Source organism: Ruegeria sp. B11 (genome assembly GCF_056539785.1).
The window spans coordinates 89877-112696 of record NZ_JBQFVO010000002.1 but is presented as its reverse complement, the minus strand read 5'-3'; the positions used below and the strand labels follow the sequence as shown (position 1 = coordinate 112696).

The 22820-nt window shown below is 57.4% G+C and carries 25 protein-coding genes; 16 read left to right on the top strand and 9 right to left on the bottom strand.

Features of this window, described 5'->3' with window-relative positions:
* Positions 1-188 precede the first annotated feature (188 nt).
* Both ACR0I1_RS08275 and ACR0I1_RS08270 read left to right on the top strand, forming a co-directional pair.
* Positions 189-1196, top strand: coding sequence for a porin (locus tag ACR0I1_RS08275; protein ID WP_170398881.1), 1008 nt, complete (start codon positions 189-191; stop codon positions 1194-1196).
* Between the two features lie 101 nt (positions 1197-1297).
* A complete protein-coding gene (locus ACR0I1_RS08270) occupies positions 1298-1957 on the top strand; it encodes a YggS family pyridoxal phosphate-dependent enzyme (RefSeq protein WP_480705857.1) in 660 nt (219 codons plus the stop codon).
* Here the strand turns inward: ACR0I1_RS08270 and ACR0I1_RS08265 are convergent.
* Together ACR0I1_RS08265 and ribA are read right to left on the bottom strand one after the other, a co-directional pair.
* On the bottom strand, positions 1941-2441 hold the full coding sequence (locus ACR0I1_RS08265; protein ID WP_480705855.1) for a L,D-transpeptidase family protein: 501 nt from the start codon (positions 2439-2441) through the stop codon (positions 1941-1943). The two genes, ACR0I1_RS08270 and ACR0I1_RS08265, sit on opposite strands and share 17 nt — an antisense overlap.
* The gene (gene ribA / locus ACR0I1_RS08260) at positions 2438-3532 is read right to left on the bottom strand and encodes a GTP cyclohydrolase II (RefSeq protein WP_480705853.1); all 1095 of its coding nucleotides are present in this window, start codon (positions 3530-3532) and stop codon (positions 2438-2440) included. The genes ACR0I1_RS08265 and ribA overlap by 4 nt, the downstream gene beginning before the upstream one ends.
* A gap of 161 nt (positions 3533-3693) precedes the next feature.
* Here ribA and ACR0I1_RS08255 point away from each other — a divergent pair, with 161 nt between their 5' ends.
* The 5 genes from ACR0I1_RS08255 (at position 3694) to ACR0I1_RS08235 (ending at position 7343) form a co-directional block, all read left to right on the top strand.
* Positions 3694-4380, top strand: coding sequence for a response regulator transcription factor (locus ACR0I1_RS08255; RefSeq protein ID WP_170398869.1), 687 nt, complete (start codon positions 3694-3696; stop codon positions 4378-4380).
* A gap of 318 nt (positions 4381-4698) precedes the next feature.
* Positions 4699-5487: an exodeoxyribonuclease III gene (locus ACR0I1_RS08250; protein ID WP_480705851.1), complete on the top strand. Its 789-nt coding sequence runs from the start codon at positions 4699-4701 to the stop codon at positions 5485-5487.
* A gap of 87 nt (positions 5488-5574) precedes the next feature.
* Complete coding sequence (locus ACR0I1_RS08245) at positions 5575-6492, top strand: thioredoxin family protein (protein ID WP_170398864.1); 918 nt, start codon at positions 5575-5577, stop codon at positions 6490-6492.
* Positions 6493-6519: 27 nt separating this feature from the next.
* The gene (locus ACR0I1_RS08240; RefSeq protein ID WP_170398861.1) at positions 6520-7161 is read left to right on the top strand and encodes an LON peptidase substrate-binding domain-containing protein; all 642 of its coding nucleotides are present in this window, start codon (positions 6520-6522) and stop codon (positions 7159-7161) included.
* Entirely contained in the window at positions 7158-7343 is a 186-nt protein-coding gene (locus tag ACR0I1_RS08235) for a Trm112 family protein (RefSeq protein ID WP_170398842.1), read from the top strand. The genes ACR0I1_RS08240 and ACR0I1_RS08235 overlap by 4 nt, the downstream gene beginning before the upstream one ends.
* Here the strand turns inward: ACR0I1_RS08235 and ACR0I1_RS08230 are convergent.
* Positions 7340-8566: an FAD-dependent monooxygenase gene (locus ACR0I1_RS08230; RefSeq protein WP_480705848.1), complete on the bottom strand. Its 1227-nt coding sequence runs from the start codon at positions 8564-8566 to the stop codon at positions 7340-7342. The genes ACR0I1_RS08235 and ACR0I1_RS08230 overlap by 4 nt on opposite strands.
* Positions 8567-8654: 88 nt before the next feature.
* Here ACR0I1_RS08230 and ACR0I1_RS08225 point away from each other — a divergent pair, with 88 nt between their 5' ends.
* From ACR0I1_RS08225 to ACR0I1_RS08210, 4 genes are all read left to right on the top strand, one after another.
* Positions 8655-9983 (top strand): amidase, encoded by a 1329-nt coding sequence (locus ACR0I1_RS08225; RefSeq protein WP_480705846.1) that lies wholly within the window; start codon positions 8655-8657, stop codon positions 9981-9983.
* Between the two features lie 108 nt (positions 9984-10091).
* Complete coding sequence (locus ACR0I1_RS08220) at positions 10092-11273, top strand: aminotransferase class I/II-fold pyridoxal phosphate-dependent enzyme (RefSeq protein WP_480705845.1); 1182 nt, start codon at positions 10092-10094, stop codon at positions 11271-11273.
* A gap of 14 nt (positions 11274-11287) precedes the next feature.
* Entirely contained in the window at positions 11288-14206 is a 2919-nt protein-coding gene (locus ACR0I1_RS08215) for a DNA translocase FtsK (protein ID WP_480705843.1), read from the top strand.
* Between the two features lie 39 nt (positions 14207-14245).
* A complete protein-coding gene (locus ACR0I1_RS08210) occupies positions 14246-14842 on the top strand; it encodes a LolA family protein (protein WP_170398828.1) in 597 nt (198 codons plus the stop codon).
* A gap of 15 nt (positions 14843-14857) precedes the next feature.
* On the opposite strand, the gene ACR0I1_RS08205 is transcribed toward ACR0I1_RS08210, so the two are convergent.
* Both ACR0I1_RS08205 and ACR0I1_RS08200 read right to left on the bottom strand, forming a co-directional pair.
* A complete protein-coding gene (locus ACR0I1_RS08205) occupies positions 14858-15439 on the bottom strand; it encodes a transglycosylase SLT domain-containing protein (RefSeq protein WP_170425842.1) in 582 nt (193 codons plus the stop codon).
* A 60-nt stretch (positions 15440-15499) separates the two neighbouring features.
* On the bottom strand, positions 15500-16381 hold the full coding sequence (locus ACR0I1_RS08200; RefSeq protein WP_170425840.1) for an AEC family transporter: 882 nt from the start codon (positions 16379-16381) through the stop codon (positions 15500-15502).
* An 80-nt stretch (positions 16382-16461) separates the two neighbouring features.
* Between ACR0I1_RS08200 and hspQ the strand changes: the two genes are divergently transcribed.
* Positions 16462-16788 (top strand): heat shock protein HspQ, encoded by a 327-nt coding sequence (gene hspQ / locus ACR0I1_RS08195; protein ID WP_170398818.1) that lies wholly within the window; start codon positions 16462-16464, stop codon positions 16786-16788.
* Between the two features lie 24 nt (positions 16789-16812).
* On the opposite strand, the gene ACR0I1_RS08190 is transcribed toward hspQ, so the two are convergent.
* The 3 genes from ACR0I1_RS08190 to ACR0I1_RS08180 form a co-directional block, all read right to left on the bottom strand.
* Positions 16813-18390: a gamma-glutamyltransferase family protein gene (locus ACR0I1_RS08190; RefSeq protein ID WP_480705840.1), complete on the bottom strand. Its 1578-nt coding sequence runs from the start codon at positions 18388-18390 to the stop codon at positions 16813-16815.
* Positions 18391-18602: 212 nt separating this feature from the next.
* A complete protein-coding gene (locus ACR0I1_RS08185; protein WP_480705839.1) occupies positions 18603-19019 on the bottom strand; it encodes an ATP-binding protein in 417 nt (138 codons plus the stop codon).
* A 55-nt stretch (positions 19020-19074) separates the two neighbouring features.
* A complete protein-coding gene (locus ACR0I1_RS08180) occupies positions 19075-19413 on the bottom strand; it encodes an STAS domain-containing protein (protein WP_480590898.1) in 339 nt (112 codons plus the stop codon).
* A gap of 101 nt (positions 19414-19514) precedes the next feature.
* Between ACR0I1_RS08180 and ACR0I1_RS08175 the strand changes: the two genes are divergently transcribed.
* Together ACR0I1_RS08175 and ACR0I1_RS08170 are read left to right on the top strand one after the other, a co-directional pair.
* On the top strand, positions 19515-20687 hold the full coding sequence (locus ACR0I1_RS08175; protein WP_480705838.1) for a thiolase family protein: 1173 nt from the start codon (positions 19515-19517) through the stop codon (positions 20685-20687).
* 74 nt (positions 20688-20761) lie between these two features.
* A complete protein-coding gene (locus tag ACR0I1_RS08170; RefSeq protein WP_480567892.1) occupies positions 20762-21214 on the top strand; it encodes a GAF domain-containing protein in 453 nt (150 codons plus the stop codon).
* An 11-nt stretch (positions 21215-21225) separates the two neighbouring features.
* Here the strand turns inward: ACR0I1_RS08170 and ACR0I1_RS08165 are convergent, their stop codons facing one another.
* Positions 21226-21510: a DUF1294 domain-containing protein gene (locus tag ACR0I1_RS08165; RefSeq protein ID WP_480705836.1), complete on the bottom strand. Its 285-nt coding sequence runs from the start codon at positions 21508-21510 to the stop codon at positions 21226-21228.
* A 117-nt stretch (positions 21511-21627) separates the two neighbouring features.
* On the opposite strand from ACR0I1_RS08165, the gene ACR0I1_RS08160 reads away from it, so the two are divergent.
* Positions 21628-22197, top strand: coding sequence for an XRE family transcriptional regulator (locus tag ACR0I1_RS08160; protein ID WP_170425828.1), 570 nt, complete (start codon positions 21628-21630; stop codon positions 22195-22197).
* On the top strand, positions 22197-22820 hold the full coding sequence (locus ACR0I1_RS08155) for a LysE family translocator (protein WP_480454449.1): 624 nt from the start codon (positions 22197-22199) through the stop codon (positions 22818-22820). The genes ACR0I1_RS08160 and ACR0I1_RS08155 overlap by 1 nt, the downstream gene beginning before the upstream one ends.

Here is a 22820-nt window from a genome sequence, read left to right as displayed (position 1 = left end):
CGACTCGCGCGAACCGCACGATCCGTTGAATTCGACTGTGGCATCCTTGCACCAATTTGGGCCGAATGACGTCTTTGCGTTTATGCCAAGCTTGCGCAACGGGGGCAAAAAAAGCGAAACGGTGTCCGTGCTGAGACGCGTGCTTTGCATGTGTCGAGTAGAAAATCTTTGAAACCGAGGGAAACAAGATGAAAAAAGTTCTCTTCGCAACGACCGCACTGATTGCAACCGCAAGTGTTGCAGCGGCCGAAGTAAAGTTCAGCGGTTACGGCCGCTTTGGTCTGGGATACCTGGAAGACCGTACAGGTACCGTTGACGCAATTGGTGGTGGTGAAGCGACCGGCGTAGAAACCGACGAAACCATCCTGGTCTCGCGCTTCCGTCTGAACATCGACGGAATCGTTGAAACTGACGGTGGCGTTCGCTTTGAAGGCCGTGTTCGTCTGCAGGCAGACGAAGATGCCGGCAACGGCGAAGCAAACTCCGCTGGCCTGAACGGCGCACGCTTCTCGGTCATCTTCGGTGGTCTGCGTGTTGACGCCGGTAACGTAGCCGGTTCGTTCGACAACTTGGCAAACTACTACGGTAACGAGCCTGGCCTGGAAAGCTTCATTGGTCAGTACTCGGGCGTCGACTATGACTTCCTGGCGTATTCGTCGACCGGTTCGGGCGCAAACGCTGTGTTCTTCCAGTACGCAGTTGGCGACTTCGCCTTCGGCGCGTCGTATGACCAGCGCACATTTGCTGACGAAGCTGTTGCGGGTGCGGACACTGATGATGCAGACCGCTGGGACATCAGCGCGACCTACACCTTCGGTAACGTAACTGCCGCTCTGGCCTACGGTCAGACCAGCGGTCTGGGCGACGCCGACAAGCAGAGCCTGACCGTTCTGACCCTGGGTGCAGAATTCGGTGACTTCTCCGGTACTCTGTTCGTCGCAGACGATGACGTTGCAAACGATGACCGCAACGGCACCGCATACGGTCTGTCGGCAGCCTACAACCTGGGCGCGGCAACCACTCTGACCTTCGCTTACGGTGACGGTTCGGCAGACGACGATCTGCAGCAGTACGGCATCGGTGCCATCTACGACCTGGGTGGCGGTGCATCGCTGCGCGGTGGTATCGGCAACCAGAAGCGTGGCGACGGCGACAGCCAGCTGCGTGCCGACTTTGGTGCTCAGTTCAACTTCTAAGTTGATCTGAACCACAAGGTTCATGGGCAGGTCTTCGGACCTGCCCTTTTCTTTTGCCGCCACATGGTGTTTTGCTGCTGCAAACGCAGAATGAGGGACCCATGTCGCTGCAAGAAATCACCGATCGAATAGCCATAGCTGAATCTGCGGCAGGACGCGCCGAAGGCTCGGTGCAATTAATCGCGGTTTCCAAGGTGCAACCTAATGACCGGGTCGAAGCCGTGTTGAAGCAGGGCCACCGGTGTTTCGGAGAAAACCGTGTGCAGGAAGCCGCTGGCAAATGGCCTGCATTTCGCGAGAGTTTTCCGGACATCGATCTGCATCTGATCGGTCCATTGCAAACAAACAAGGCACGGCAGGCGATTGAGCTTTGCAATGCCATCCATTCAGTTGATCGACCAAAGCTCGCCAAAACATTGGCACGATTGGCGCAAGAGATGGGTAAGTGCCCGGATCTTTTTATACAGATCAACACAGGCGAAGAGGATCAGAAAGCCGGTACTCTTCCACAAGATGCTGATGCGTTCATTGCTGAGTGCCGCAGCCAGGACCTGCCCGTCCGAGGTTTGATGTGCATTCCACCGGTTGAAGAAGAACCCGCGTTGCACTTCGCGTTATTGGCAAAAATCGCAGAGCGGAATGGGCTGGAGGGTTTGTCGATGGGAATGAGCAGTGATTTTGAATCGGCAATCGCCTTGGGTGCCACACACGTCCGTATTGGGTCTGCCATATTCGGGGCGCGGGTTAAGCCTCAGGGATGATCAGCCGTGTGCCCAGCGTGATTTTTTGGGCAATCCAACGTAGGTGGTCGCGCCTGAATGCGATGCAGCCTTCGGTCGGAAACCGTGGGCGTCGCCATTGATGCAGGAAGATGGCCGATCCCCGGCTGGGTTCTGAATTGGGATAGTTCCAATCGGTTATCAAGATCAGGTCATAAAGCGGATCTGGGCGACGCAGTTTCTCGTGACTGAAATCATGAGGCGCCCGCACCAAATGGTTATACGCATCGTCCTCTACGTCGTCTGACCATAAATCGCGCGGTCCGATCGGTCGTGCCCAATGCGCCGGCCGTGGCATTCGGTCTGCGCGATAGAGCATACCCACAATGTGATGCACACCTGTTGGTGTTGTTCCGTCACCTTCCTGCTTGGTTGGGCTCAAGCCCCCTTTGCCTATAGCGCAGGGGAACAGGTGCCCGAGAAACCGAATGCCACGTGGTGTAAGAACCAGATCGCTTGGTGTCACAGCAGGTGGCCTGACTTTGCCGCTTTGGTCGCCAGATACGCGCGGTTGAAATCTGTTTCACCTACTTTCAACGGAACACGTTCGGTGACGGCGATACCTGTGCGTTCCATCATCGCGATTTTTGCAGGGTTGTTGGTCAGTAGACGGACCGAATTGAAGCCTAGCGATTTCAGGATATCCGAGCCGAGCCTGAAATCCCGTTCATCGTCTTCGAATCCAAGCCGGTGATTGGCCTCGACTGTGTCAAATCCCTGATCCTGAAGAAAATAGGCGCGCATCTTGTTGGCAAGCCCGATCCCACGCCCTTCCTGATTCAGATAGAGCAGGACGCCCGCACCCTCGTCCCCCATCTGGGCCAAGGCCCCGCGCAGTTGCGGGCCACAGTCACATTTCAGGCTGCCCATGAGATCGCCCGTGAAACAGGCCGAATGCAGCCGCGCGAGGACGGGCTTGTCGCGGTCAGGGCGACCGATTTCAACCGCATAGTGTTCCTCTCCACCATCTTCGGGGCGGAATACATGCAGGCGCCCGGCCTCCGACACTTCCATCGGCAGGCGTGCGGCGACGACAGGGTGCAGAGCACTGCGATCTGTCAGATGTGGCGCGGCCCGGGCATGGTCAATGCAGGTCAGACCATGATCTGCCGCAAATTCGCGCCCGTCTTGAATAGGGGCGACGACGGCGGCCGGAAGCAAGTGCGCCGACTTGGCCAACGCAATAGCGATCCGGTGCAGATTTGCGCTGCCTTGCCGTTCGGTCATCAGCGGGCCCTTCATCGGGGCGTTCAGATCATCGGACGGGTCGGCCACCGCCTGCACCCAGCTCAGCCCAGCATCCGCCGGGATCATGACGCGAGCAAGATCGCCGTCATATGCACGCGCTTTAAGTGTTTCAGCGCGCCGAACCGTGATGGCGACAACGGGATCCCCGCCCAAGCCGCGCAAATCGGCCAACCTTTGCGGGCTCAGGGACTCGGTGGCGAATGCGAGTACTCCAAATCCCAGTTCGTCGGTCAGAACAACGGGAACACCCATACGCAGGTCAGCCCGCGCCCGTGCCAGCAATTCGGTGATGTCGGGAGTGAGACTCATGCAGTTTACCTTGAAACGATCAGACCCTGTCCTACCCCGATCACTGGAAAATGTGAAACATTTCCTCGGCGTCAGACACGAGGGCGTGAGACGACTGCAGTAAATCTTGCTGATTGCATTCTTCATACGCAAGTGATGGAAAAGACTTAGGAGGACCGTACATGGCTCAGCTCAAGAAAATCCTGCTGGTGGATGACGACGAAGACCTGCGCGAAGCGCTCAGCGAGCAACTTGTCATGACCGAAGACTTTGACGTGTTCGAGGCGTCCGATGGCGCGTCGGCAATGGAACGCGCGCGCGAAGCAATATACGATCTGGTGATTCTGGATGTCGGCCTGCCGGATACCGATGGCCGTGAGCTGTGTCGCCTGATGCGCAAGCAGGGCGTCAAAAGCCCGGTGCTGATGCTGACCGGGCACGACAGCGATGCTGACACGATCCTGGGTCTTGATGCTGGCGCAAATGATTATGTCAGCAAGCCTTTTAAATTTCCGGTTCTTCTGGCCCGGATTCGGGCCCAACTGCGCCAGCATGAACAATCCGAGGATGCGGTCTTTGTTCTGGGGCCCTACACCTTCAAACCGGCCATGAAGATGCTGATGACTGAAGATGATCGCAAGATCCGCCTGACCGAGAAAGAGACTAACATTCTCAAGTTCCTCTATCGATCAACTGACGGCGTCGTTGCACGTGATGTTCTGTTGCACGAAGTCTGGGGTTACAACGCGGGCGTTACAACACACACCCTTGAAACCCATATCTATCGTCTGCGTCAGAAGATTGAACCCGACCCGTCGAATGCACGCCTTTTGGTCACAGAATCGGGCGGATATCGCCTTGTTGCTTGACTAATGGTGGATTGACTTGGATCAAAGTGATACTCTTTAGGTATCTTTAGATTACTCCCAACCCGCGCATGTCCGGGTTATGACATGCACCTCCCTGTTGGACTGCCGGGCCTGATGGCCCGGCTTTTTTCGTAGGGTGCAACTGTATCGTGCAGGGCGATATCGGCACCGGGCATCCGATTTCATTCAATGAAATCGGACCGGAAACTTTGCAAGTTTCCGTAACCGCCGGGTCAGGCAACATTGCTTTGTTTTTCGATGGCACCTCGCTTGGCGCCGCGCTAACCTGCGGCAACTTCGACAAAGGAACCCCCGGATATGCCCTTCACCCTTGCCACATGGAACATCAATTCGGTCCGCCTGCGCGAGCCTATCGTTCTGAAATTGCTGCAGGAAGAGGCGCCGGATGTGCTGTGTCTACAGGAATGCAAATCGCCGGTCGACAAAATCCCGACCGAAGGGTTCGCCGAGCTGGGCTATACGCATATGATTGCGCGGGGCCAGAAGGGGTATAACGGCGTTGCCATCCTGTCGCGCCTTCCGCTTAAGGAAGTAGGGGATAAGGATTTCGCGGCTCTGGGTCATGCGCGACACATTGCGGGGCGGTTGGAGAATGGCGTGACCATTCATAATTTCTATGTCCCCGCCGGGGGCGATGTGCCGGATCGCGAAGTGAACGAAAAGTTTGGCCAAAAGCTGGATTACCTCGCTGACATGCGCGATTGGTTCCGTGCGGAAAAGCCGAAAAAGTCCATTCTGGTAGGCGATCTGAATATTGCGCCCCGCGAAGATGATGTCTGGTCGCACAAGCAGTTGCTGAAGGTGGTCTCACATACGCCGATCGAGGTTGAAACGCTGGCCGAGACTCAGGATGCAGGTGGCTGGGTCGATATCACCCGGCAGGATATTCCCGAGGGCCAGCTATACAGCTGGTGGTCTTATCGGGCACGAGATTGGGATGCCGCCGACAAGGGACGCAGGCTGGATCATGTCTGGGCTACGCCCGATATCTCGAACGCGGGTCATTCCAGCCGCATTCTGCGCGACGCGCGCGGATGGGATAAACCCAGTGATCACGCCCCGGTATTCGCCACGTTTGACGTCTGACCGAAGCAAATTCGCCGAACTCTCCCCTTGGTTTCTGCCGCATTGGACTGCATATAGGGCGCAAGTTCGAACCAGAGAGTATAAGCCATGGACCTTCTGAACGGCGCAGGCAGCCCCCAAGCCACTGATCTGATTAAAGACGGGACCGAGGCCACCTTCATGGCCGATGTGGTCGAAGCCTCACAAGAGACTCCGATCATCGTTGACTTCTGGGCGCCTTGGTGCGGCCCCTGCAAAACGCTGGGCCCGGCGTTGGAAGAGGCCGTGACCGCTGCCAAGGGTGCGGTCAAGATGGTCAAGATCAACGTGGACGAAGCGCAGATGATTGCAGGACAACTGCGCATCCAGTCGATTCCGATGGTCTATGCATTTCACAAAGGCCAACCGATCGACGGGTTTCAGGGCGCTTTGCCAGGGTCCGAGATCAAGGCCTTCATAGATCGTGTGATCGAAGCCGCGGGCGGTGAAAGCCCGGGTGGTCAACTAGATGATGCTGTGCAAGCTGCCGAAGAAATGTTGACCGAGGGGGCCGCTGTAGACGCGGCACAGACTTTTGCCGCCATACTGGGTGAAGACCCCAATCACGCTGCCGCTTATGGCGGGTTGGTGCGCGCGCATATTGCATCGGGGGATCTGGATCAGGCTGAGGCGATCCTCAATGGCGCTCCTGCCGAGATTTCCACTTCACCCGAGGTTGAAGCGGCCCATGCGCAACTGGAATTGGCCAAGCAGGCTGCAGATGCTGGTCCGGTAGGTGAGTTGACTGCAACAGTTGAGGCCGAGCCAGACAACCATCAAGCCCGTTTCGATCTGGCGCAGGCCCTGCATGCCAATGGCGATGTCGAAGAGGCAGTGGCTCAACTGTTGGAATTGTTCCGCCGCGATCGCGAGTGGAATGATGGGGCGGCAAAGGCGCAGCTCTTCACAATTTTCGATGCGCTCAAGCCCAATGACCCGATTGTTCTGAACGGGCGGCGCAAGCTCAGCTCGATGATATTTGCCTAATCCCCGATCAGAACTAAACTCGGGTACATGATGCATCCTGCCGATTTGCCGGAAACGGTATCCGTTTTCCCTTTGCCCGGAGCGCTGCTGCTGCCACGGTCTCGCCTGCCGCTGCATATTTTTGAGCCGCGCTACCTACAGATGCTGGACGACGCGCTGAAAACGCAAGAACGCCTGATCGGGATGGTGCAACCGAATACCTGTCAGGGCGACGAAACCAAGCTGCACCAGATCGGCTGCGCTGGACGGGTCACCCAGTTTTCCGAGACCGAAGATGGCAGGTATCTGATTACGCTGACGGGAATCTCTCGGTTCAGGGTCAAATCAGAGTTGGACAGTTTCACCCCGTATCGCCGGGTTTCGGTGTCCTGGGACGGGTTTGACCGTGATCTGGGCAAGGCCGAGGTGGATGACGGTTTTGATCGGAACAGGTTCCTGCGGCTGTTGGAACGGTTTTTTTCGTCCCGTCAGTTGTCCACCGATTGGGACACAATGAAAGATGCCGATGATGAGCTTTTGGTCAATTCCCTGTCGATGATGCTAGAGTTTGACCCCGAGGAAAAGCAAGCCCTGCTTGAGGCCCCCTGCTTGCGCACCCGGCGCGAGACATTGGTGACATTGATTGAATTCGCCATGCGCGGCGGATCGAATGAGGAAAAACTGCAATGAGCGATACCGAACACGCCTTTGACCGCCATATGCTTGAGGCGTTGATTTGTCCGCAGACCCACACGACGCTGCACTATGATGCCGAACGGCAAGAGCTGGTGTCAAAAGCCGCCGCTCTGGCCTTTCCAATCCGCAACGGTATTCCAGTGATGCTAGTGGATGAGGCCCGAGAGCTGGACTAGATCGGGTGTCCCTGCAGCAGCTTAGGTAGATCGCCGGTCAAACCTGCCGCTTCGCGCACAAAGCCTCGGCGCAGTCCGGGTAGCGACCCGACAATACCCATTCCAATATCCCGACCTATGCGGAGCAGGGGATTGTCGTTCGAAAACAGCTTGTTGAACACATCAGTCGCCATCGCAAGCGAGGCGGTGTCGAACCGGCGCCACTCCTGATAGCGCTCCAGCACAAGCGTTGATCCGATATCCTCGCCACGTCGTCCCGCAAGGGTCAGAACCTCGGCCAATGCACCGACATCACGCAGACCTGCGTTCAGGCCTTGCCCGGCGATGGGGTGCATGCCATGGGCGGCGTCTCCGACCAAAGCCAACCGGTCCGAGATGAAGGAATTGGCGATGGTCAGGTTCAACGGGTATGTGAACCGGTCACCCTGCAGGCGGATATCCCCCAGGAAATCGCCAAAGCGCGGGCGCAGAACTTGTAGGTAATCTGCCTCGGGCAGCGCATTGATCTGCGCGGACGTCTCAGTGCGTTCGCTCCAGACGATGGAACTGCGGTTCCCGGTCAGCGGCAGAATCGCCAACGGGCCGGGGGGCATGAAGAACTGATGGGCGATACCGTGATGCGGTAGCTCGTGTTCAATGGCGCAGACCAGAGCGGTCTGGCCATAGTCCCAGCCGGTTCGTTTGATTCCGGCGCGCATAGCGGTGCCGCTGCGGCGGCCATCGCAACCCACCAGTAGGCTGCCGGACAAGGTGGCCCCGTCATCCAGCGTCAGCGTTGCCCCGTTTGCCGAGATGTCCTGAGACACGACCGTTTTGCCGCTGATTTCGGTAATCCCGTCTTGTTCGGTCATGGCCTCCAGAAAAGCCCGCCGCAGGTGGCGATCTTCGACCATATAGCCCATCGGGCCTTCTTCGATCTCGGCATGGTCGAAATGCATAAAGAACGGGGAAGGTCCGGCACCGGCATGACCATCCGTTACCTTGATCTCCAGCATAGGCTGGGCGTGCTTTTCCACCTTTTTCCAAACGCCTATCGCGTCGAGCAGACGTTGCGACGCCAATGCAAGCGCATAGGCGCGCCCGTCGAAGGCCGCATTCTTGCGCACTTTCTCTGCCAGAGCGTCAACAACCGTGACTGAATGCCCGGTCTGGGCCAGCGCCAGCGCAAGGGCAGGGCCGTTCAGGCCACCACCAACGATCAGGATATCGGATCTGTGTTCCATGTGCTGCAATATGCGCGCCCTTTCGGGATTGTCCATGTGCGGTCCTGTCGCTACCGTCCGATCACGGAATTACTCGGGAGGGGACCGGATGCAAGACTGGCTGACCATGACGGCATGTGATTTGGGCCGTGGTATCGGAATGGGGCAGATCGATCCGGTTGAACTGACAGAAACTTATCTAAGCGCGATTGACGCCCATCCACATCGCGATCGGATCTATGCCTGGGTGACCCACGATCGCGCCCGCGCCGAGGCCCTTGCGGCGCAAGAGCGGGCAAAGCTTGGCCTGCGTCGGTCTTTGTTGGATGGCGTCCCGATCAGCTGGAAAGACCTGTTTGACACGGCAGGCGTAGGGACCGAGGCCGGTTCAGCCCTGTTGGAAGGCCGCGTGCCCGAATCCGATGCGCAGGTGGTGCGGAACGCGACCGCGATGGGTACGGTCTGTCTGGGTAAAACGCATATGAGCGAATTGGCGTTCTCGGGTTTGGGTCTAAACCCTGTGACGGCTACGCCTCCATGCGTGAATGACGAAGACGCAGTGCCGGGCGGCTCATCTTCAGGTGCAGGAGCTTCGGTGGCTTGGGGGCTTGCTGCAGGCGGCGTTGGCTCGGACACGGGTGGATCGGTGCGGATTCCCTCGGCCTGGAACGATCTGGTGGGGCTGAAAACCACGGCGGGGCGCGTTAGCCTTGAGGGCGTCGTGCCGCTGTGTCTGAAATTCGATACCGTTGGGCCGCTGGCGCGATCAGTTGAGGACGCCGCACATATGCTTGCCGCGCTTGAGGGCACCGCCCCGGCTGATCTGCGCGGGGCGTCATTGAGCGGTCGCCGCTTTGCTGATTTACAGAACGTCGCCAAGGACGATCTGCGCGAAGCTCCAGCCAACGCCTATGATGAGGCGCTGGCGCGCCTGAAAGAGGCCGGGGCCGAGATCGTTCCGCTTGACGTGCCTGAGCTGAACGAAGCGATGAGCCTGTCGGGTGTGCTCTATACAACCGAAGCCTACGGCTTGTGGCGAGATGTGATAGAAGCGAACCCCGAGGCGATGTATCCCGAAATCCTTGAACGGTTCCGAATGGGCAAGGCCTATTCCGGCCCCGATTACGTGGCTGCTTGGTCGAAACTAACCGCTTGTCGACAGGCTTGGGATGCGGCCACTGCGGGCTTTGACGCCGTGCTTGCGCCGACGGCCCCGATCCTACCGCCCAATCTCGACCGGTTGATGAATGATCATGACTACTATGTTACCGAAAATCTCTTGGCTCTCCGCAACACCCGGATCGGCAATCTGATGGGGCTTGCGGCACTGACTTTGCCCACGGGAACACCCGGTTGCGGGCTGATGATGTTGGGCTATCCGGGGTCGGAAGAGGCCTTGTTACGGCTCGGCTCAGCAGCCGAAAGGGCTTTGACCTGAATGCCACAATCCCCTGATTCGGCACCTCTTTGTCTGGACGAAGCCCGGGTCGATCTGTAATCTGCCATAAAACGGGGCGCAAAATGACCCCGAAATTGAGGCAGTATCATGAATTTCCCCGAGCGGTTTTCGAACCTACCGGAATACGCATTTCCGCGTCTACGCGCCCTGTTGGATCATCATCAGCCGGGTGGTGAAGTCGTTCACATGACCATTGGCGAGCCCAAGCATGATTTCCCATCTTGGGTGACCGACGTGATCATGGAAAACGCCGCCGGGTTTCAGGGCTATCCCCCGAACGAAGGCTCACCTGAATTGCGCGCAGCGATCACGGGTTGGATCAACCGCCGCTATGGTGTGTCGATGGATGCAGATGCCAATGTGATGGCACTGAACGGTACGCGCGAGGGTCTTTATAACGCTGCAATGGCGCTCTGCCCCGAGCAGAAAAACGGGCAGCAACCGATCATTCTGTGCCCGAACCCCTTCTATCAGGTCTACATGGTTGCCTCGATTTCGGTCGGTGCGCAGCCATATTTCGTGCCGGCAACCGCTGCCACTGGTCATTTGCCAGACTATGCAGGCCTGCCCGAAGAGGTTCTGAACCGTACTGCTGTAGCCTATATCTGCTCGCCCGCGAACCCTCAGGGGGCGGTCGCCTCGCGCGATTACTGGGTTGAGCTGATTCAATTGGCTGAAAAGTACGATTTCCGCATCTTTGCCGATGAATGCTATTCCGAAATCTACCGCGACGCCGCGCCGGTTGGCGCGCTGACCGTTGCGCAGGAACTGGGTGCTGACCCCGAACGTGTCACGCTGTTCAACTCTCTATCCAAGCGGTCGAACTTGGCCGGGCTGCGGTCGGGGCTGATCGCAGGTGGACCTGAAACAATCAGCCGTGTCAAACTGTTGCGCAGCTATGCGGGTGCCCCTTTGCCCGCCCCGCTGCAGGCCGCCGCCGTCAAGGTTTGGGCCGATGAAGCGCATGTGCAGGAAAACCGCGCGCTGTATCAGGAGAAATACGCCGTCGCGGATGAGGTTTTCGCAGGCGTACAGGGCTACATGCCGCCCGAGGCCGGGTTCTTCCTGTGGCTACCCGTCGAAAACGGCGAAGAAACCGCATTGAAGCTTTGGCAGGAAACCGGCGTACGGGTTCTGCCGGGTGCATATCTTTCTCAAGGTGATCTGGGGCAAAACCCGGGCGAGCAATTTATCCGGGTCGCGATGGTGGCCCCAAAAACAGAGATGAAGCGCGGGCTGATTACACTCCGCGACTGCATCTATTCGTGAGGTACGAGGGCAAAATGGCATCATATAACGCGCGAAACCGTGACCCGCTGCTGGACAGCAACACGCAAGCCGCCATTGAACGGCGTAGCAAAGAACTGATCGGGATCGCTTTGATCCTGTTAGGGTTGGCCGCTGCAGCGATGATCTGGTCCTATACGCCCGATGATCCAAACTGGATGGTTTCGACCGATGCGCCCGTGCAAAACTGGATGGGGCGCGTCGGGGCCTCGATTGCCGCGCCGTTGTTTATGATCGTGGGTTGGGGCAGCTTGGGTGTCGCCTTGGTGCTGATCACTTGGGGCGTTCGATTTGCAGGTCATTTAGGTGAAGACCGTGCCATTGCCCGCCTGATTTTTGCGCCGATCTGGATCGCCGTTCTGGCTGTCTATGCAGCGACTCTGGTACCGGGTGCCGAATGGCGGACGACGCACAGCTATGGCTTGGGTGGTCTATTCGGCGATACAGTGATGGGCGCGATTTTGACTTTGTTGCCGATCTCATCGCACTTCCTGGTCAAGCTGATGTCGCTGGCGATGGCGGTCGGTATGCTGGCTCTGGGTGTATTCGTGTTGGGTTTCGGCAAAGCGGACGTTCGCAATGGCTTCCGGGCGTTTCTGTTGGGACTGGTCATGGCCTATGATCTGTTGATGAACGCGCTGGGACGCGGGGCATCGGCGACAGCGCGGGCAGCACGGGACCGGAAGGCCCAATGGGCCGAGCGCAAGGCCGAACGTGCAGTTCCGGTTCAGGCGGATTTTGACGACGACCTGGCCTACGCTGATCCGGTCTTTGAAGACCCTGAGATTGAAGCGCAGGAACCTGTCGCCAAGACAGGCCTTCTGGCTCGGATGCCTTCCCTGATCCGTCGTCCTGACCCAATGCCCGAGCCTGAGTTGGTCGAAAACGTTGCGGTCGAAGGGTATTACGACATGCCGGGTGAGGATCGCATCCGGTCCAAGATTTCCGCCGCTGTGCGCAATCGTAAAGCGGCCGCTGGTGTGCTAACGCCCGAACCCGATCCCAACTTGCCATTGACCAAAGGGCGGGGCAGGGGACCTGACCCGTTGATTTTGAACTCTGGCGCGGCAGACGAGTTGCCGCCCGAACCCCCGATGACCTCTGCAGGTTTGCCCCCCGAACCACCGCTGACAGCAGGATCTGATGTTGAGACGCTGGCGGCTGACTCCGAGGCTGATAATTGGATGCAGCAGGACTATGTTTCCGAACCGGACTATGATGATGAGGCCGTGTTTGATGATGCCCCCGAACCCGCGCTCCAACCGAGACAGGCTGTCAAGATTCCTGTCGCTGAGCCGCGTAAACCTGTAGTAGCTCAACCGGTCCGACGCACTCCTCCACCTTCGCGCAGGGCGCAAGCCGAAGCACAGCCGACACTTTCTTTTGAGGAACGGCATTCCGACTTCGAACTGCCACCGCTGGGCCTTCTGTCCAACCCTGCAAGCATCCAACGCCATCACCTAAGCGATGAGGCGCTCGAGGAAAATGCGCGGATGCTGGAAAACGTGCTGGATGACTACGGCGTCAAGGGCGAGATCGTAAGTGTCCGCCCCGGTCCGGTTGTGACCATGTACGAATTGGAGCCTGCACCGGGTTTAAAAGCCAGCCGTGTGATCGGTTTGGCCGACGATATCGCGCGCTCAATGTCGGCTTTGTCCGCGCGGGTTTCAACTCTACCGGGGCGCTCGGTTATTGGCATTGAACTGCCCAATGAAAACCGTGAGATGGTGGTGCTGCGCGAAATCCTCGCCAGTCGCGATTTCGGCGATGGTAATCATGCGCTGCCCTTGGCGTTGGGCAAGGATATCGGCGGTGAGTCCGTGGTGGCGAACTTGGCAAAAATGCCTCACCTCTTGATCGCTGGTACGACCGGTTCCGGTAAGTCGGTGGCAATCAATACGATGATCCTGTCGCTGCTTTATAAGCTAACGCCGGATGAGTGCCGCCTGATCATGATCGACCCCAAGATGCTGGAACTGTCGGTCTATGACGGTATCCCGCACCTGCTCTCGCCCGTTGTGACCGACCCGAAAAAGGCGGTTGTGGCCCTGAAATGGGTCGTGGGCGAGATGGAGGATCGCTATCGCAAAATGTCCAAAATGGGCGTGCGCAATATCGCGGGCTACAATGGCCGCGTGAAGGATGCGCTATCCAAGGGCGAGATGTTCAGCCGCACGGTCCAGACCGGCTTTGACGATGAAACCGGCGAGCCAATGTTCGAGACCGAAGAATTCGCGCCCGAAGCAATGCCTTATATCGTTGTGATCGTCGACGAGATGGCTGACCTGATGATGGTCGCGGGCAAGGAGATCGAGGCCTGCATCCAGCGTCTGGCGCAGATGGCGCGGGCTTCGGGCATTCACCTGATCATGGCGACGCAGCGTCCCTCGGTCGATGTGATCACCGGGACGATCAAGGCGAACTTCCCAACGCGGATTTCGTTCCAGGTGACCTCGAAAGTCGACAGCCGCACCATTTTGGGCGAGATGGGTGCCGAGCAACTGCTTGGGCAGGGCGACATGCTGTATATGGCGGGCGGGGCGAAGATCACCCGTTGCCACGGTCCGTTTGTCTCGGATGAAGAGGTCGAAGAAATCGTCAACCACCTGAAACAGTTCGGTCCGCCGGCCTACATGAGCGGCGTGGTCGATGGCCCGGCCGAGGAAAAGGCTGACAATATCGACGCTGTTCTGGGCCTGAACACGGGTGGCAACACGAACGGAGAAGACGCCCTTTACGATCAGGCAGTAGCGATTGTGATCAAAGATCGCAAATGCTCGACGTCCTACATTCAGCGAAAACTTGCCATTGGCTACAACAAAGCTGCGCGGCTTGTTGAGCAGATGGAGGACGAAGGCGTTGTTTCCGGGGCAAATCACGTTGGAAAACGCGAAATCCTCGTCCCCGAGCAGTAAGATATTTAATAACAAGGGCAGAACGCCTATCTGGGTCCTATGAAACAGATTGCTTTTGCCCTTGCTCTGACACTGGCTGCGCCCGCCGCGTGGGCGGCTGAAAAGCTGCCACTGTCGCAAATCTCTAACTACCTGAACCAGATGAAGACGGTTCAGACCACATTCACGCAGGTGAATGATGACGGATCGCTTAGCACCGGTAAGCTGTGGCTCGAGCGGCCCGGAAAAATGCGGTTCGAATATGATCCGCCCAACAGCGCGGTAGTTTTGGCGCGGTCGGGGACGGTGCAGATCTTTGACCCGAAATCCAATCAGCCGCCCGAACAGTACCCGCTGAAACGCACACCGCTGTCACTGGTGTTGGCGCGGAATGTCAATCTGGGGCAAGCCAATATGGTTGTTGGGCACGATTTTGACGGTACCGCCACGGTTGTGACGGCTCAGGACCCCAAGAATCCGGAAAGCGGGCGGATCGAGTTAATGTTTACATCCAATCCGGTTGAGCTGCGCAAATGGGTGATCCACGACAACGCTGGAAGTCAAACGACCGTACTGCTGGGGCCGTTGACTGAAGGCGGAAACCTCGATTCCAGCGTGTTTTCAAGCAAAACCCGTATCAGGTCAGACGATCGCTGACCTGACAGGGTTTGTTTAGTAACGGCAGTTCGCCAGCTGCGCCTGATACAGTTGCGCTCGGGCGTCTACATCGTTCGCAACGTTCAACAGCCAAGATTTGCTGTTGTAGCTGCCACGAGCGTAGCCGGTTTGCCCTTCGTGATAGGCCAGGTATTGGTTGCGCGCGTCGGTGGGATGAATCCCGTTCCGCTCATAGCTTTTGTTCATGTACCAGCCAATGAAATCTGACGCATCACGGATGCGATCCCGCTTGGCGCGGCGTTTGCCGGTTTCGCGTTGATACTGCTCCCACGTGCCATCAAGTGCCTGACCATAGCCGTAAGCACTGCTTTGGCGACCCATCGGGATGACGCCCAGCACGTATTTGTGCGGTGTGCGCGCATCTGCGCGATAACGGCTTTCTTGGTAAATCGTGGCCATCTGAACGTGAACGGGGACACCCCATTTGCGCTCGGTGCTTTTGAAAGCCTTGATATAATCGGGTTTTTCGCGCGCAATGCTGCACGCGTCATTCAGTCTGCTCGGTGGCTGTTTGGACCCGCCACCACAGGATGCCAAAAGCAGCACCCCGAAGAGTACGAAAAGAATTCTGCTCATGTGCCTCGTGCCTTTTTTCTTTATTCTAGCGCAGATTGAGCTCTGAGGAAATCACAATCGTTACAGAATAATAGCGAGAATTATCGGTAATGCGGCGACCGACAATACTGTCGAGACCATGACCATGCCTGCAACCGCGTCGGAATCCACATCAAACCGCTCTGCCAGCAGGTATGAGGTGACGGCGACCGGCGCACACATTTGCAAAACCAGAACTCCGAAGGCTACAGGACCCAGTCCAAAACTGATGGCAAGAGCCCAGCCCAACCCGAAGCACACCGCGAGTTTCAGCAGGGACAACCATATAGCCTGTTGCAGCTTCTGTGTTGTCAGGCGTGCAATCGCGACCCCAAGGGTGATCAGCATCATAGGCACCGCCATCTGGCCCAACAGTTCCAGCGTGTTGGTTAGAAACAGTGGCGTCTGCCATCCACGCCACAGAAACAATGCCCCCAGCAGCGTGGCCCAGACCATCGGCTCGCGCAGAACCTTGCCAAAGGCGCCGCGCCCCGCGACCAGATAGATACCGTAGGTAAAAGAAAACAGAGCCGTAACGGCCAAAAAGATCACCGCGAAACCCAACCCAGCCTGCCCAAAGGCAAAGATGCACAAAGGCAGGCCCAGATTCCCAGTGTTACCGAAGATAAGAGGTGACAGATAGGTCCGCTGCTCAAGCCCTGAGGCACGTACAATGACCCAGAAAACCACCGCCAAAGCAACATGTGATGCAATCGCAGCGAGCGTGAAAACGGTCAATTCACCGCCAGGAATGTCGGTTTGCATCAAAGCTACGAAGATCAGGCTGGGCACTGCAAGCGTCACCGCAAACCGCGTGACAAATTGTAACCGATACTCGAAGCCGAGCTTGACCCACGCAAACCCGATCCCGGCCAGAAGGAACACCGGGGCAACGATTTCGAACACTGTTAGGAGTAGGTTCACAGACTGTTTCCCCGAATTTCAGCTCATTGGTTGGCTTTTCTGCCCGAAAAGATGTACTAAATGCTTTGGGGGCCGAAACAATGCTAAAGACACAAGCCAAGTACCGCCTGGGACAGGTGGTTCGACACCGTAGACACCCTTTTCGAGGGGTTATTTTTGATGTCGATCCGGAATTCTCGAACTCGGAGGAATGGTATCAGGCCATTCCTGAAGACAGTCGCCCGCTGAAGGATCAGCCGTTCTATCATTTGCTGGCTGAGAATGATCAATCCTTCTATGTCGCTTATGTTTCAGAACAAAATCTGGTTGAGGACCAATCGGGTGAGCCGGTAGACCATCCCGATATCCCCAACATGTTCGGCCCGTTTCAGGATGGATCTTATCCGCTGCACTTTCAGTTGAACTGAATATGTCCGTCATAATGGCGTGTGTCAGTAGCCTAATGCGCAACCATCTTTACGGGGATCGCTAGCACCTTCCAGAACTCCGTTTGAACAGATTCGAATGGCTTGCGCACCACCCAGAGACGTTTCCGGTATTTGGACAGTGTGCCCCATATCGGATAATTGTTGCAGAACGGCATCGGAATAGCCTCGCTCAATTTTCAGAACACCCCCATCTGCAAATGCCCGAGGCGCATCGATGGCTTCCTGCAGCTCTATGTCGAAATCCGTGAGATTTGACACTAACCGCGCGTGTCCGGTTGGTTGATAGGCACCTCCCATGACACCAAAGGGCATCGCGATGCGGCCTTGGGCGCGCAACATTCCCGGTATGATTGTGTGCATTGGTCGCTTTCCACCGGCAAGCTCATTTGGATGACCGGGTTCGAGGTTGAAACCAGCACCCCGATTCTGCAGCAAAATGCCGAACTTTTCCGAAGCGATGCCCGACCCGAACCCGTGGTAGATCGAATAAATAAGTGAAACGGCCATGCGATCCCGGTCAACCACGGTGATATAGACGGTGTCTTTGTGAACAGACTCGGTCAATGGAGCGGCGGCAGCCACGGCGCGTTTCGGATTGATCAGCGCGGCAAGTTGGGCGGCTGTCTCAGGTGCAAGAAAATGAGCCATCCGCGTGCTGTGGTCGGGATCGGCGATGAAACGATTGCGTGCGTCGTAGGCCAGTTTGCTGGCCTCGGCTTCGATATGTACGCGTTCAGCCCCCCAAGGGTCCATTGCGGCCAGATCGAAGTGCTTCAAGATATTCAGCAACAGGATTGCCGTCGCGCCCTGACCATTCGGTGGGTGCTCGACCAGTTCGACACCGCCATAATCTCCGCTGACGGGCACAGTTTCATCGCTTTGCACGGCCGCGAAATCCTGCGCAGTCTGTACTCCACCCAGATCGGAAAGGGCCGCAAGCATGTCATCGGCAATCTCACCAGAATAAAATGCCTTTTGACCGTGTTGGGCCACGCGCCGAAGAACTTCTGCCTGACCGGGTGCGCGAAAAACCTGCCCGGTTTGCAGGGGTTTGCCGTCAATCAGGTAATGATCACGGGCCGCGCCTTGCAGGGTGGATGCGCTGTTCATCCAATCAAAGGCAACGCGAGGAGCCACCGGAACACCTGACTCGGCATAATGGATTGCGGGTTGCAGGATTGCTTCCAGGCCCAGCCGACCTTCGGTTTTTGCTAGACGGCAGAATGCCTCAACCGCTCCGGGAATTGTCACGGCATCCGGGCTGGTCTCGGGAACCGAATTTGAACCGCGATCCCGCAATGCCTGTGCATCCGCTGCTGCCGCGGCCCGACCCGAACCGTTTAGTGCGCGAACAGTCTGCTCGCCTGCGCGATTGTACAGAACAAAGCAATCTCCGCCCAAGCCGGTCATTTGCGGCTCGCAAATTCCCAGAAGCACCGCGCCTGCAATGGCTGCGTCCATGGCATTGCCGTCCTGCTGCAGAATATCCAGCGCGATTTTGGCGGCCAACGGATGGGACGTTGCGCACATCCCTTCGGTTGCCAAAACTTCAGAACGGCCTGTCTTGTGAAAATCGCGCATGGGTCTTTCCTTCTGCAAACACGCAGACACTAAGCCGCAGCTGTGAATTGTCCAATGCTATCAGAGGAAGGAGGTCCTCGGCGCCGCTCACTGGGTGGGGGCTGTGACGCTAGGCGCCGAGGGAAGCTATCTGAGCTACCCCTTACTTATGACCTTTGTTTGCGGCGCGACAATGGTTCGATCTAGGCCTTATTGTGGCCATTTGATGCCTGCTAGGGCATCTCGTCAAAGTCGAACCGCAAGCAGAGCAGGTTCCCGCCGCTTTTGCGTTCATATTGTATGTCGCTGGCAAGTTGATGAATCAGGTGCCAGCCAAAGCCGCCCTCGGGCAGGTCCTGCAAAGCAGTGTCGACAGATGGTGGAGTGCCGCTCGGTATCCGCAATTCAGGCATCGGGTCGCCGGTATCGGTGATCTGAATCACCAGCTTCTTTGCACATAATGAGCAATCGATTTGAACGTCAGCGGCGGCCACCCCGGCATAGGCATGTTCGACCACGTTGTTGATCGCTTCCGTCAGCGCGATTCTTACGTCATCTGCTTTGCTTTCCGGCAATCCCTGCGCCGCCAGCCGTTCGCTCAATGCCGCGATCCCTGCGCTGGCCTGCACTTGTGTCGCGGGAAAGCTCACCTCCAGGCAGTTTTGTTTGCAATTCGAGCACACGCTGTTCCACCTCTGCCGGTCGTCAGTCTGCACCTGCGCCGATCGCCTCATCCAGCGATTTGAACAGTCTGAACACGGTGTCCATGCGGGTCAGGCGGAACACTTTTTCAACGATCGGGCGCAAGCCGGCCAGATCCAATCTGCGCCCTTTTTCCAATTGTTTCATCGAGGCGACAATGGCGCCCAGACCGCTGGAGTCGATGAATTCGACAGAAGACAAATCCAACACCACCCGTTTGGCAGGGGTTTGGGTTTCCGCGCGCATATCTTCCTTGAATTGAATCGCCATCGCGGCATCAATTCGATCACAATGAACGGATATTATCTGTGTCTCGCCGGTGATCTCGCTGCTGAGCCCCATGTTCGTCCGCCTTTGGCAATGCAAAATGATGGTAGAAATACGCTAGACGGTAATTCTTACCATTCGGTATCCATAGGCTGGAAAGTTCAAGGAGATTTCGGATGAACGAGGTTGTGATAGCAGGTGCCGCGCGTACACCAATGGGCGGCTTTCAGGGCATGTTTGACGGCGTCGCCGCTGCTGATCTGGGCGGTGCTGCTATCCGCGCAGCGCTGGAGGGTGCGGGCACTCGGGCTGTGGATGAGGTGCTGATGGGCTGCGTTCTGCCTGCCGGCCAGGGACAGGCCCCGGCGCGTCAGGCTGGGTTTGCCGCCGGTCTGGGGGAAGATGTACCTGCCACAACGCTCAACAAAATGTGTGGCTCAGGCATGAAGGCCGCAATGATCGCGTTTGATCAGATCGCTTTGGGCCATACTCAGACCATGGTCGCTGGCGGGATGGAGAGCATGACCAACGCGCCCTATCTGCTGCCCAAGATGCGCGGCGGTGCCCGGATCGGACATGGGCAGGTTGTCGATCACATGTTTCTAGACGGACTCGAGGATGCCTATGACAAAGGTCGGCTTATGGGCACATTTGCCGAGGACTGTGCAGAATCCTATCAGTTCACGCGCGAGGCGCAGGACGAATACGCCCTGCGATCGCTTTCGAACGCGCTGTCCGCGCAGGAAAATAATGCGTTCGACCAGGAAATTACACAGGTCAAGATTCAGACTCGTAAAGGCGAGGTTGTGCTGGACGCGGATGAGCAACCAAAATCGGCGCGGCCCGAGAAGATACCCACACTGAAACCAGCCTTTCGCAAGGATGGAACGGTAACGGCGGCCAATTCTTCTTCGATCTCGGATGGCGCAGCCGCCCTTGTGCTTGCCTCGGCAGAGGCGGCAGAACAGCAGGGCCTGACCGTGCGCGCACGAATTCTTGGCCACGCCAGTCACGCGCAGGCACCGGGGCTGTTCACAACTGCTCCGGTTCCGGCAGCGCAGAAATTGTTGGACCGTATCGGTTGGAAAAAAGAGGATGTCGATTTGTGGGAGGTTAACGAAGCCTTCGCCGTGGTACCGATGGCCTTCATGCACGAAATGGGCTTGTCCCGTGAGATCGTGAATGTGAATGGCGGCGCATGTGCGCTTGGCCACCCGATAGGTGCCTCGGGGGCTCGGATTATGGTCACGCTGCTCAATGCGCTGGAAAAGCGAAATCTCAAGCGCGGTGTCGCTGCAATCTGCATTGGCGGCGGAGAAGGGACGGCCATCGCAATAGAACGCGTTTGACGCTTTGTCTTTTTGCAAATACTCGGGGAATTGGCGGCAGCGCCCGCAGTTCCCCGGATGCAAGGTCTACCAACATGAAAGCCGACTACGACACACTCGCCAAAACCATAGCCGCCTTGACCGACGGTGAAACCGACGAGGTTGCATTGATGGCTACGGTGGCATGCGAAGTGCATCACTCGGACGACCGATTCGACTGGACGGGATTTTACCGCGTAACTGAGCCCGAAGTGCTAAAGATCGGGCCTTATCAGGGGGGGCATGGCTGCCTAGTAATCCCTTTTGAACGCGGTGTGTGTGGTGCGGCTGCCCGTTCAGGGCAAGTGCAATTGGTTTCGGATGTAGATGCTTTCCCCGGCCATATCGCTTGTGCGTCATCCACTCGGTCCGAGTTGGTTCTACCGGTGCGGGATGCGAATGGTAACGTGATCGCTGTCTTTGATATCGACAGCGACCAGCCCGACGCGTTTACCAAAGATGATGCGACCGCACTTGGTGCTATTCTAACGGATGTATTTGCGCGTTAGAGGCTTCCGACCTATCGCAAAAATGCGCCAAGATCTCGGGACATAATCAGATAGCAAAGCCCGGCCTGAAACGTTGTGATCGTGTATAGCCAAGCCGAGAAACCGCGCTTGCGGGTCTTGTGCCCGAAGATCCAGCGACCCAGTAGCGCGGCCAAGCTGCCACCTAGTGCCGCCAACCATAACAAGCGCCGCTCGGGGATGCGTCGCCTTCTACGGCGCGCGCGCAGCTTATCCCAGCCAAACGCTATCAAAGTCAGGGCATTAATGGCCCAAAGATAGATTACGGCAATCCACATGGACCGTGCATAACCAACTAAATTTGCAGACCCAAGTGAAAAAATGCTTGGAAATTTCACCGATTCGAGGCACCGTGAAAAAGTAACAGAAAATTTCACGCAGACTCGGAGCGCAACTTGAATTCGCAAGCCCCTCATAGCGCATCCCTCGGTGCCGATCTGCGCGCACTGCGCAAGGCGCGCGGGCTGACTCTGACCGAGATCGCCAACCGATTGGATCGGTCCGTTGGCTGGCTCAGCCAGGTCGAGCGTGACATGTCCGAGCCGTCGATTTCGGATCTACGCCAGATTGCCGAATGTCTGGGTGTGCCGATGTCGATGCTGTTTGCCCATTCCGCTGCGCCGGTGGATGAGCAAGGGTATATTGTGCGGGCAGGGTCCCGTCGCCCGATGGGCTCTGGCGAAGAAGGGTTGATCGAAGAACTGCTTTCGCCTGACCTGACCGATGATTTCGAGATGGTGCATTCGACCTTTGAGCCGCATTCGCAGATGCAGACCCCGGCAAACCGGCCGACGCAGGAAGTCGGCTATATGGTTTCAGGCCGTCTGGAACTGACGATCGGCTCGCGCAGCTTTCAGGTCGGCCCCGGCGATAGCTTCCGGATCAAGCACGAGCCCTACACTTGGTCCAACCCCTTTGATGAGCCCGCTGTGGCCATCTGGGTTATCGCCCCACCGGTGTACTGATGAGTTTCGAGGCCTGGACCATATTCGCCCTGTTCTGGGTGGTGTTCGTTACCACCCCGGGGCCTAATGCGGTCAATTGCATCTCAAATGGGATGAGCCTGCCGTTCTCCAAGGCTATGTTGGGTGTCTTGGCTATTTTGACTCAGGCGTGTGTGTTCCTGATCCTCTCGGCTGTGGGAATCACAGCGTTGATTGCCGCGTCGCCAACAGGTTTCTTTGTCGCCAAGCTGATCGGGGCCGGGTTTCTGATCTGGATGGGCATTCGCGGTTGGATGAACGCAGCGAAACCCGCTCCGGCGTCAGAGCGTCCGGCGCGACATGTTTACTTTCACGCGTTGGCTGTTGCCACGATCAACCCCAAAAGCGTCGCCGGATACCTTGCGGCGTTTTCGCAATTTGTGCAGCCGAATGTACCCATCTGGCAGCAGATGGCGGTGATCATGCCGACGGCACTGGTCATCACGACGCTCAGCTATACCGGGTTCACCTCGCTGGGGGCGCTGATGGGCAAGGCTGCGTTGGGGGCGGTGTTTAATATCTGGGTACGCCGCGTGATGGCGACCTGTTTCATCATTTATGGCGTTTTGCTGGGTGCCAGTTCGACGCCGACAGCGAGGGGGTAA

Coding starts and splice junctions, on each gene's coding strand:
- ACR0I1_RS08275 (WP_170398881.1), top strand. CDS start 189: ATGAAAAAAGTTCTCTTCGCAACGACCGCACTGATTGCAACCGCAAGT.
- ACR0I1_RS08270 (WP_480705857.1), top strand. CDS start 1,298: ATGTCGCTGCAAGAAATCACCGATCGAATAGCCATAGCTGAATCTGCG.
- ribA (WP_480705853.1), bottom strand. CDS start 3,532: ATGAGTCTCACTCCCGACATCACCGAATTGCTGGCACGGGCGCGGGCT.
- ACR0I1_RS08255 (WP_170398869.1), top strand. CDS start 3,694: ATGGCTCAGCTCAAGAAAATCCTGCTGGTGGATGACGACGAAGACCTG.
- ACR0I1_RS08250 (WP_480705851.1), top strand. CDS start 4,699: ATGCCCTTCACCCTTGCCACATGGAACATCAATTCGGTCCGCCTGCGC.
- ACR0I1_RS08245 (WP_170398864.1), top strand. CDS start 5,575: ATGGACCTTCTGAACGGCGCAGGCAGCCCCCAAGCCACTGATCTGATT.
- ACR0I1_RS08240 (WP_170398861.1), top strand. CDS start 6,520: ATGATGCATCCTGCCGATTTGCCGGAAACGGTATCCGTTTTCCCTTTG.
- ACR0I1_RS08235 (WP_170398842.1), top strand. CDS start 7,158: ATGAGCGATACCGAACACGCCTTTGACCGCCATATGCTTGAGGCGTTG.
- ACR0I1_RS08230 (WP_480705848.1), bottom strand. CDS start 8,566: ATGGAACACAGATCCGATATCCTGATCGTTGGTGGTGGCCTGAACGGC.
- ACR0I1_RS08225 (WP_480705846.1), top strand. CDS start 8,655: ATGCAAGACTGGCTGACCATGACGGCATGTGATTTGGGCCGTGGTATC.
- ACR0I1_RS08220 (WP_480705845.1), top strand. CDS start 10,092: ATGAATTTCCCCGAGCGGTTTTCGAACCTACCGGAATACGCATTTCCG.
- ACR0I1_RS08215 (WP_480705843.1), top strand. CDS start 11,288: ATGGCATCATATAACGCGCGAAACCGTGACCCGCTGCTGGACAGCAAC.
- ACR0I1_RS08210 (WP_170398828.1), top strand. CDS start 14,246: ATGAAACAGATTGCTTTTGCCCTTGCTCTGACACTGGCTGCGCCCGCC.
- ACR0I1_RS08205 (WP_170425842.1), bottom strand. CDS start 15,439: ATGAGCAGAATTCTTTTCGTACTCTTCGGGGTGCTGCTTTTGGCATCC.
- hspQ (WP_170398818.1), top strand. CDS start 16,462: ATGCTAAAGACACAAGCCAAGTACCGCCTGGGACAGGTGGTTCGACAC.
- ACR0I1_RS08190 (WP_480705840.1), bottom strand. CDS start 18,390: ATGCGCGATTTTCACAAGACAGGCCGTTCTGAAGTTTTGGCAACCGAA.
- ACR0I1_RS08180 (WP_480590898.1), bottom strand. CDS start 19,413: ATGGGGCTCAGCAGCGAGATCACCGGCGAGACACAGATAATATCCGTT.
- ACR0I1_RS08175 (WP_480705838.1), top strand. CDS start 19,515: ATGAACGAGGTTGTGATAGCAGGTGCCGCGCGTACACCAATGGGCGGC.
- ACR0I1_RS08170 (WP_480567892.1), top strand. CDS start 20,762: ATGAAAGCCGACTACGACACACTCGCCAAAACCATAGCCGCCTTGACC.
- ACR0I1_RS08165 (WP_480705836.1), bottom strand. CDS start 21,510: ATGTGGATTGCCGTAATCTATCTTTGGGCCATTAATGCCCTGACTTTG.
- ACR0I1_RS08155 (WP_480454449.1), top strand. CDS start 22,197: ATGAGTTTCGAGGCCTGGACCATATTCGCCCTGTTCTGGGTGGTGTTC.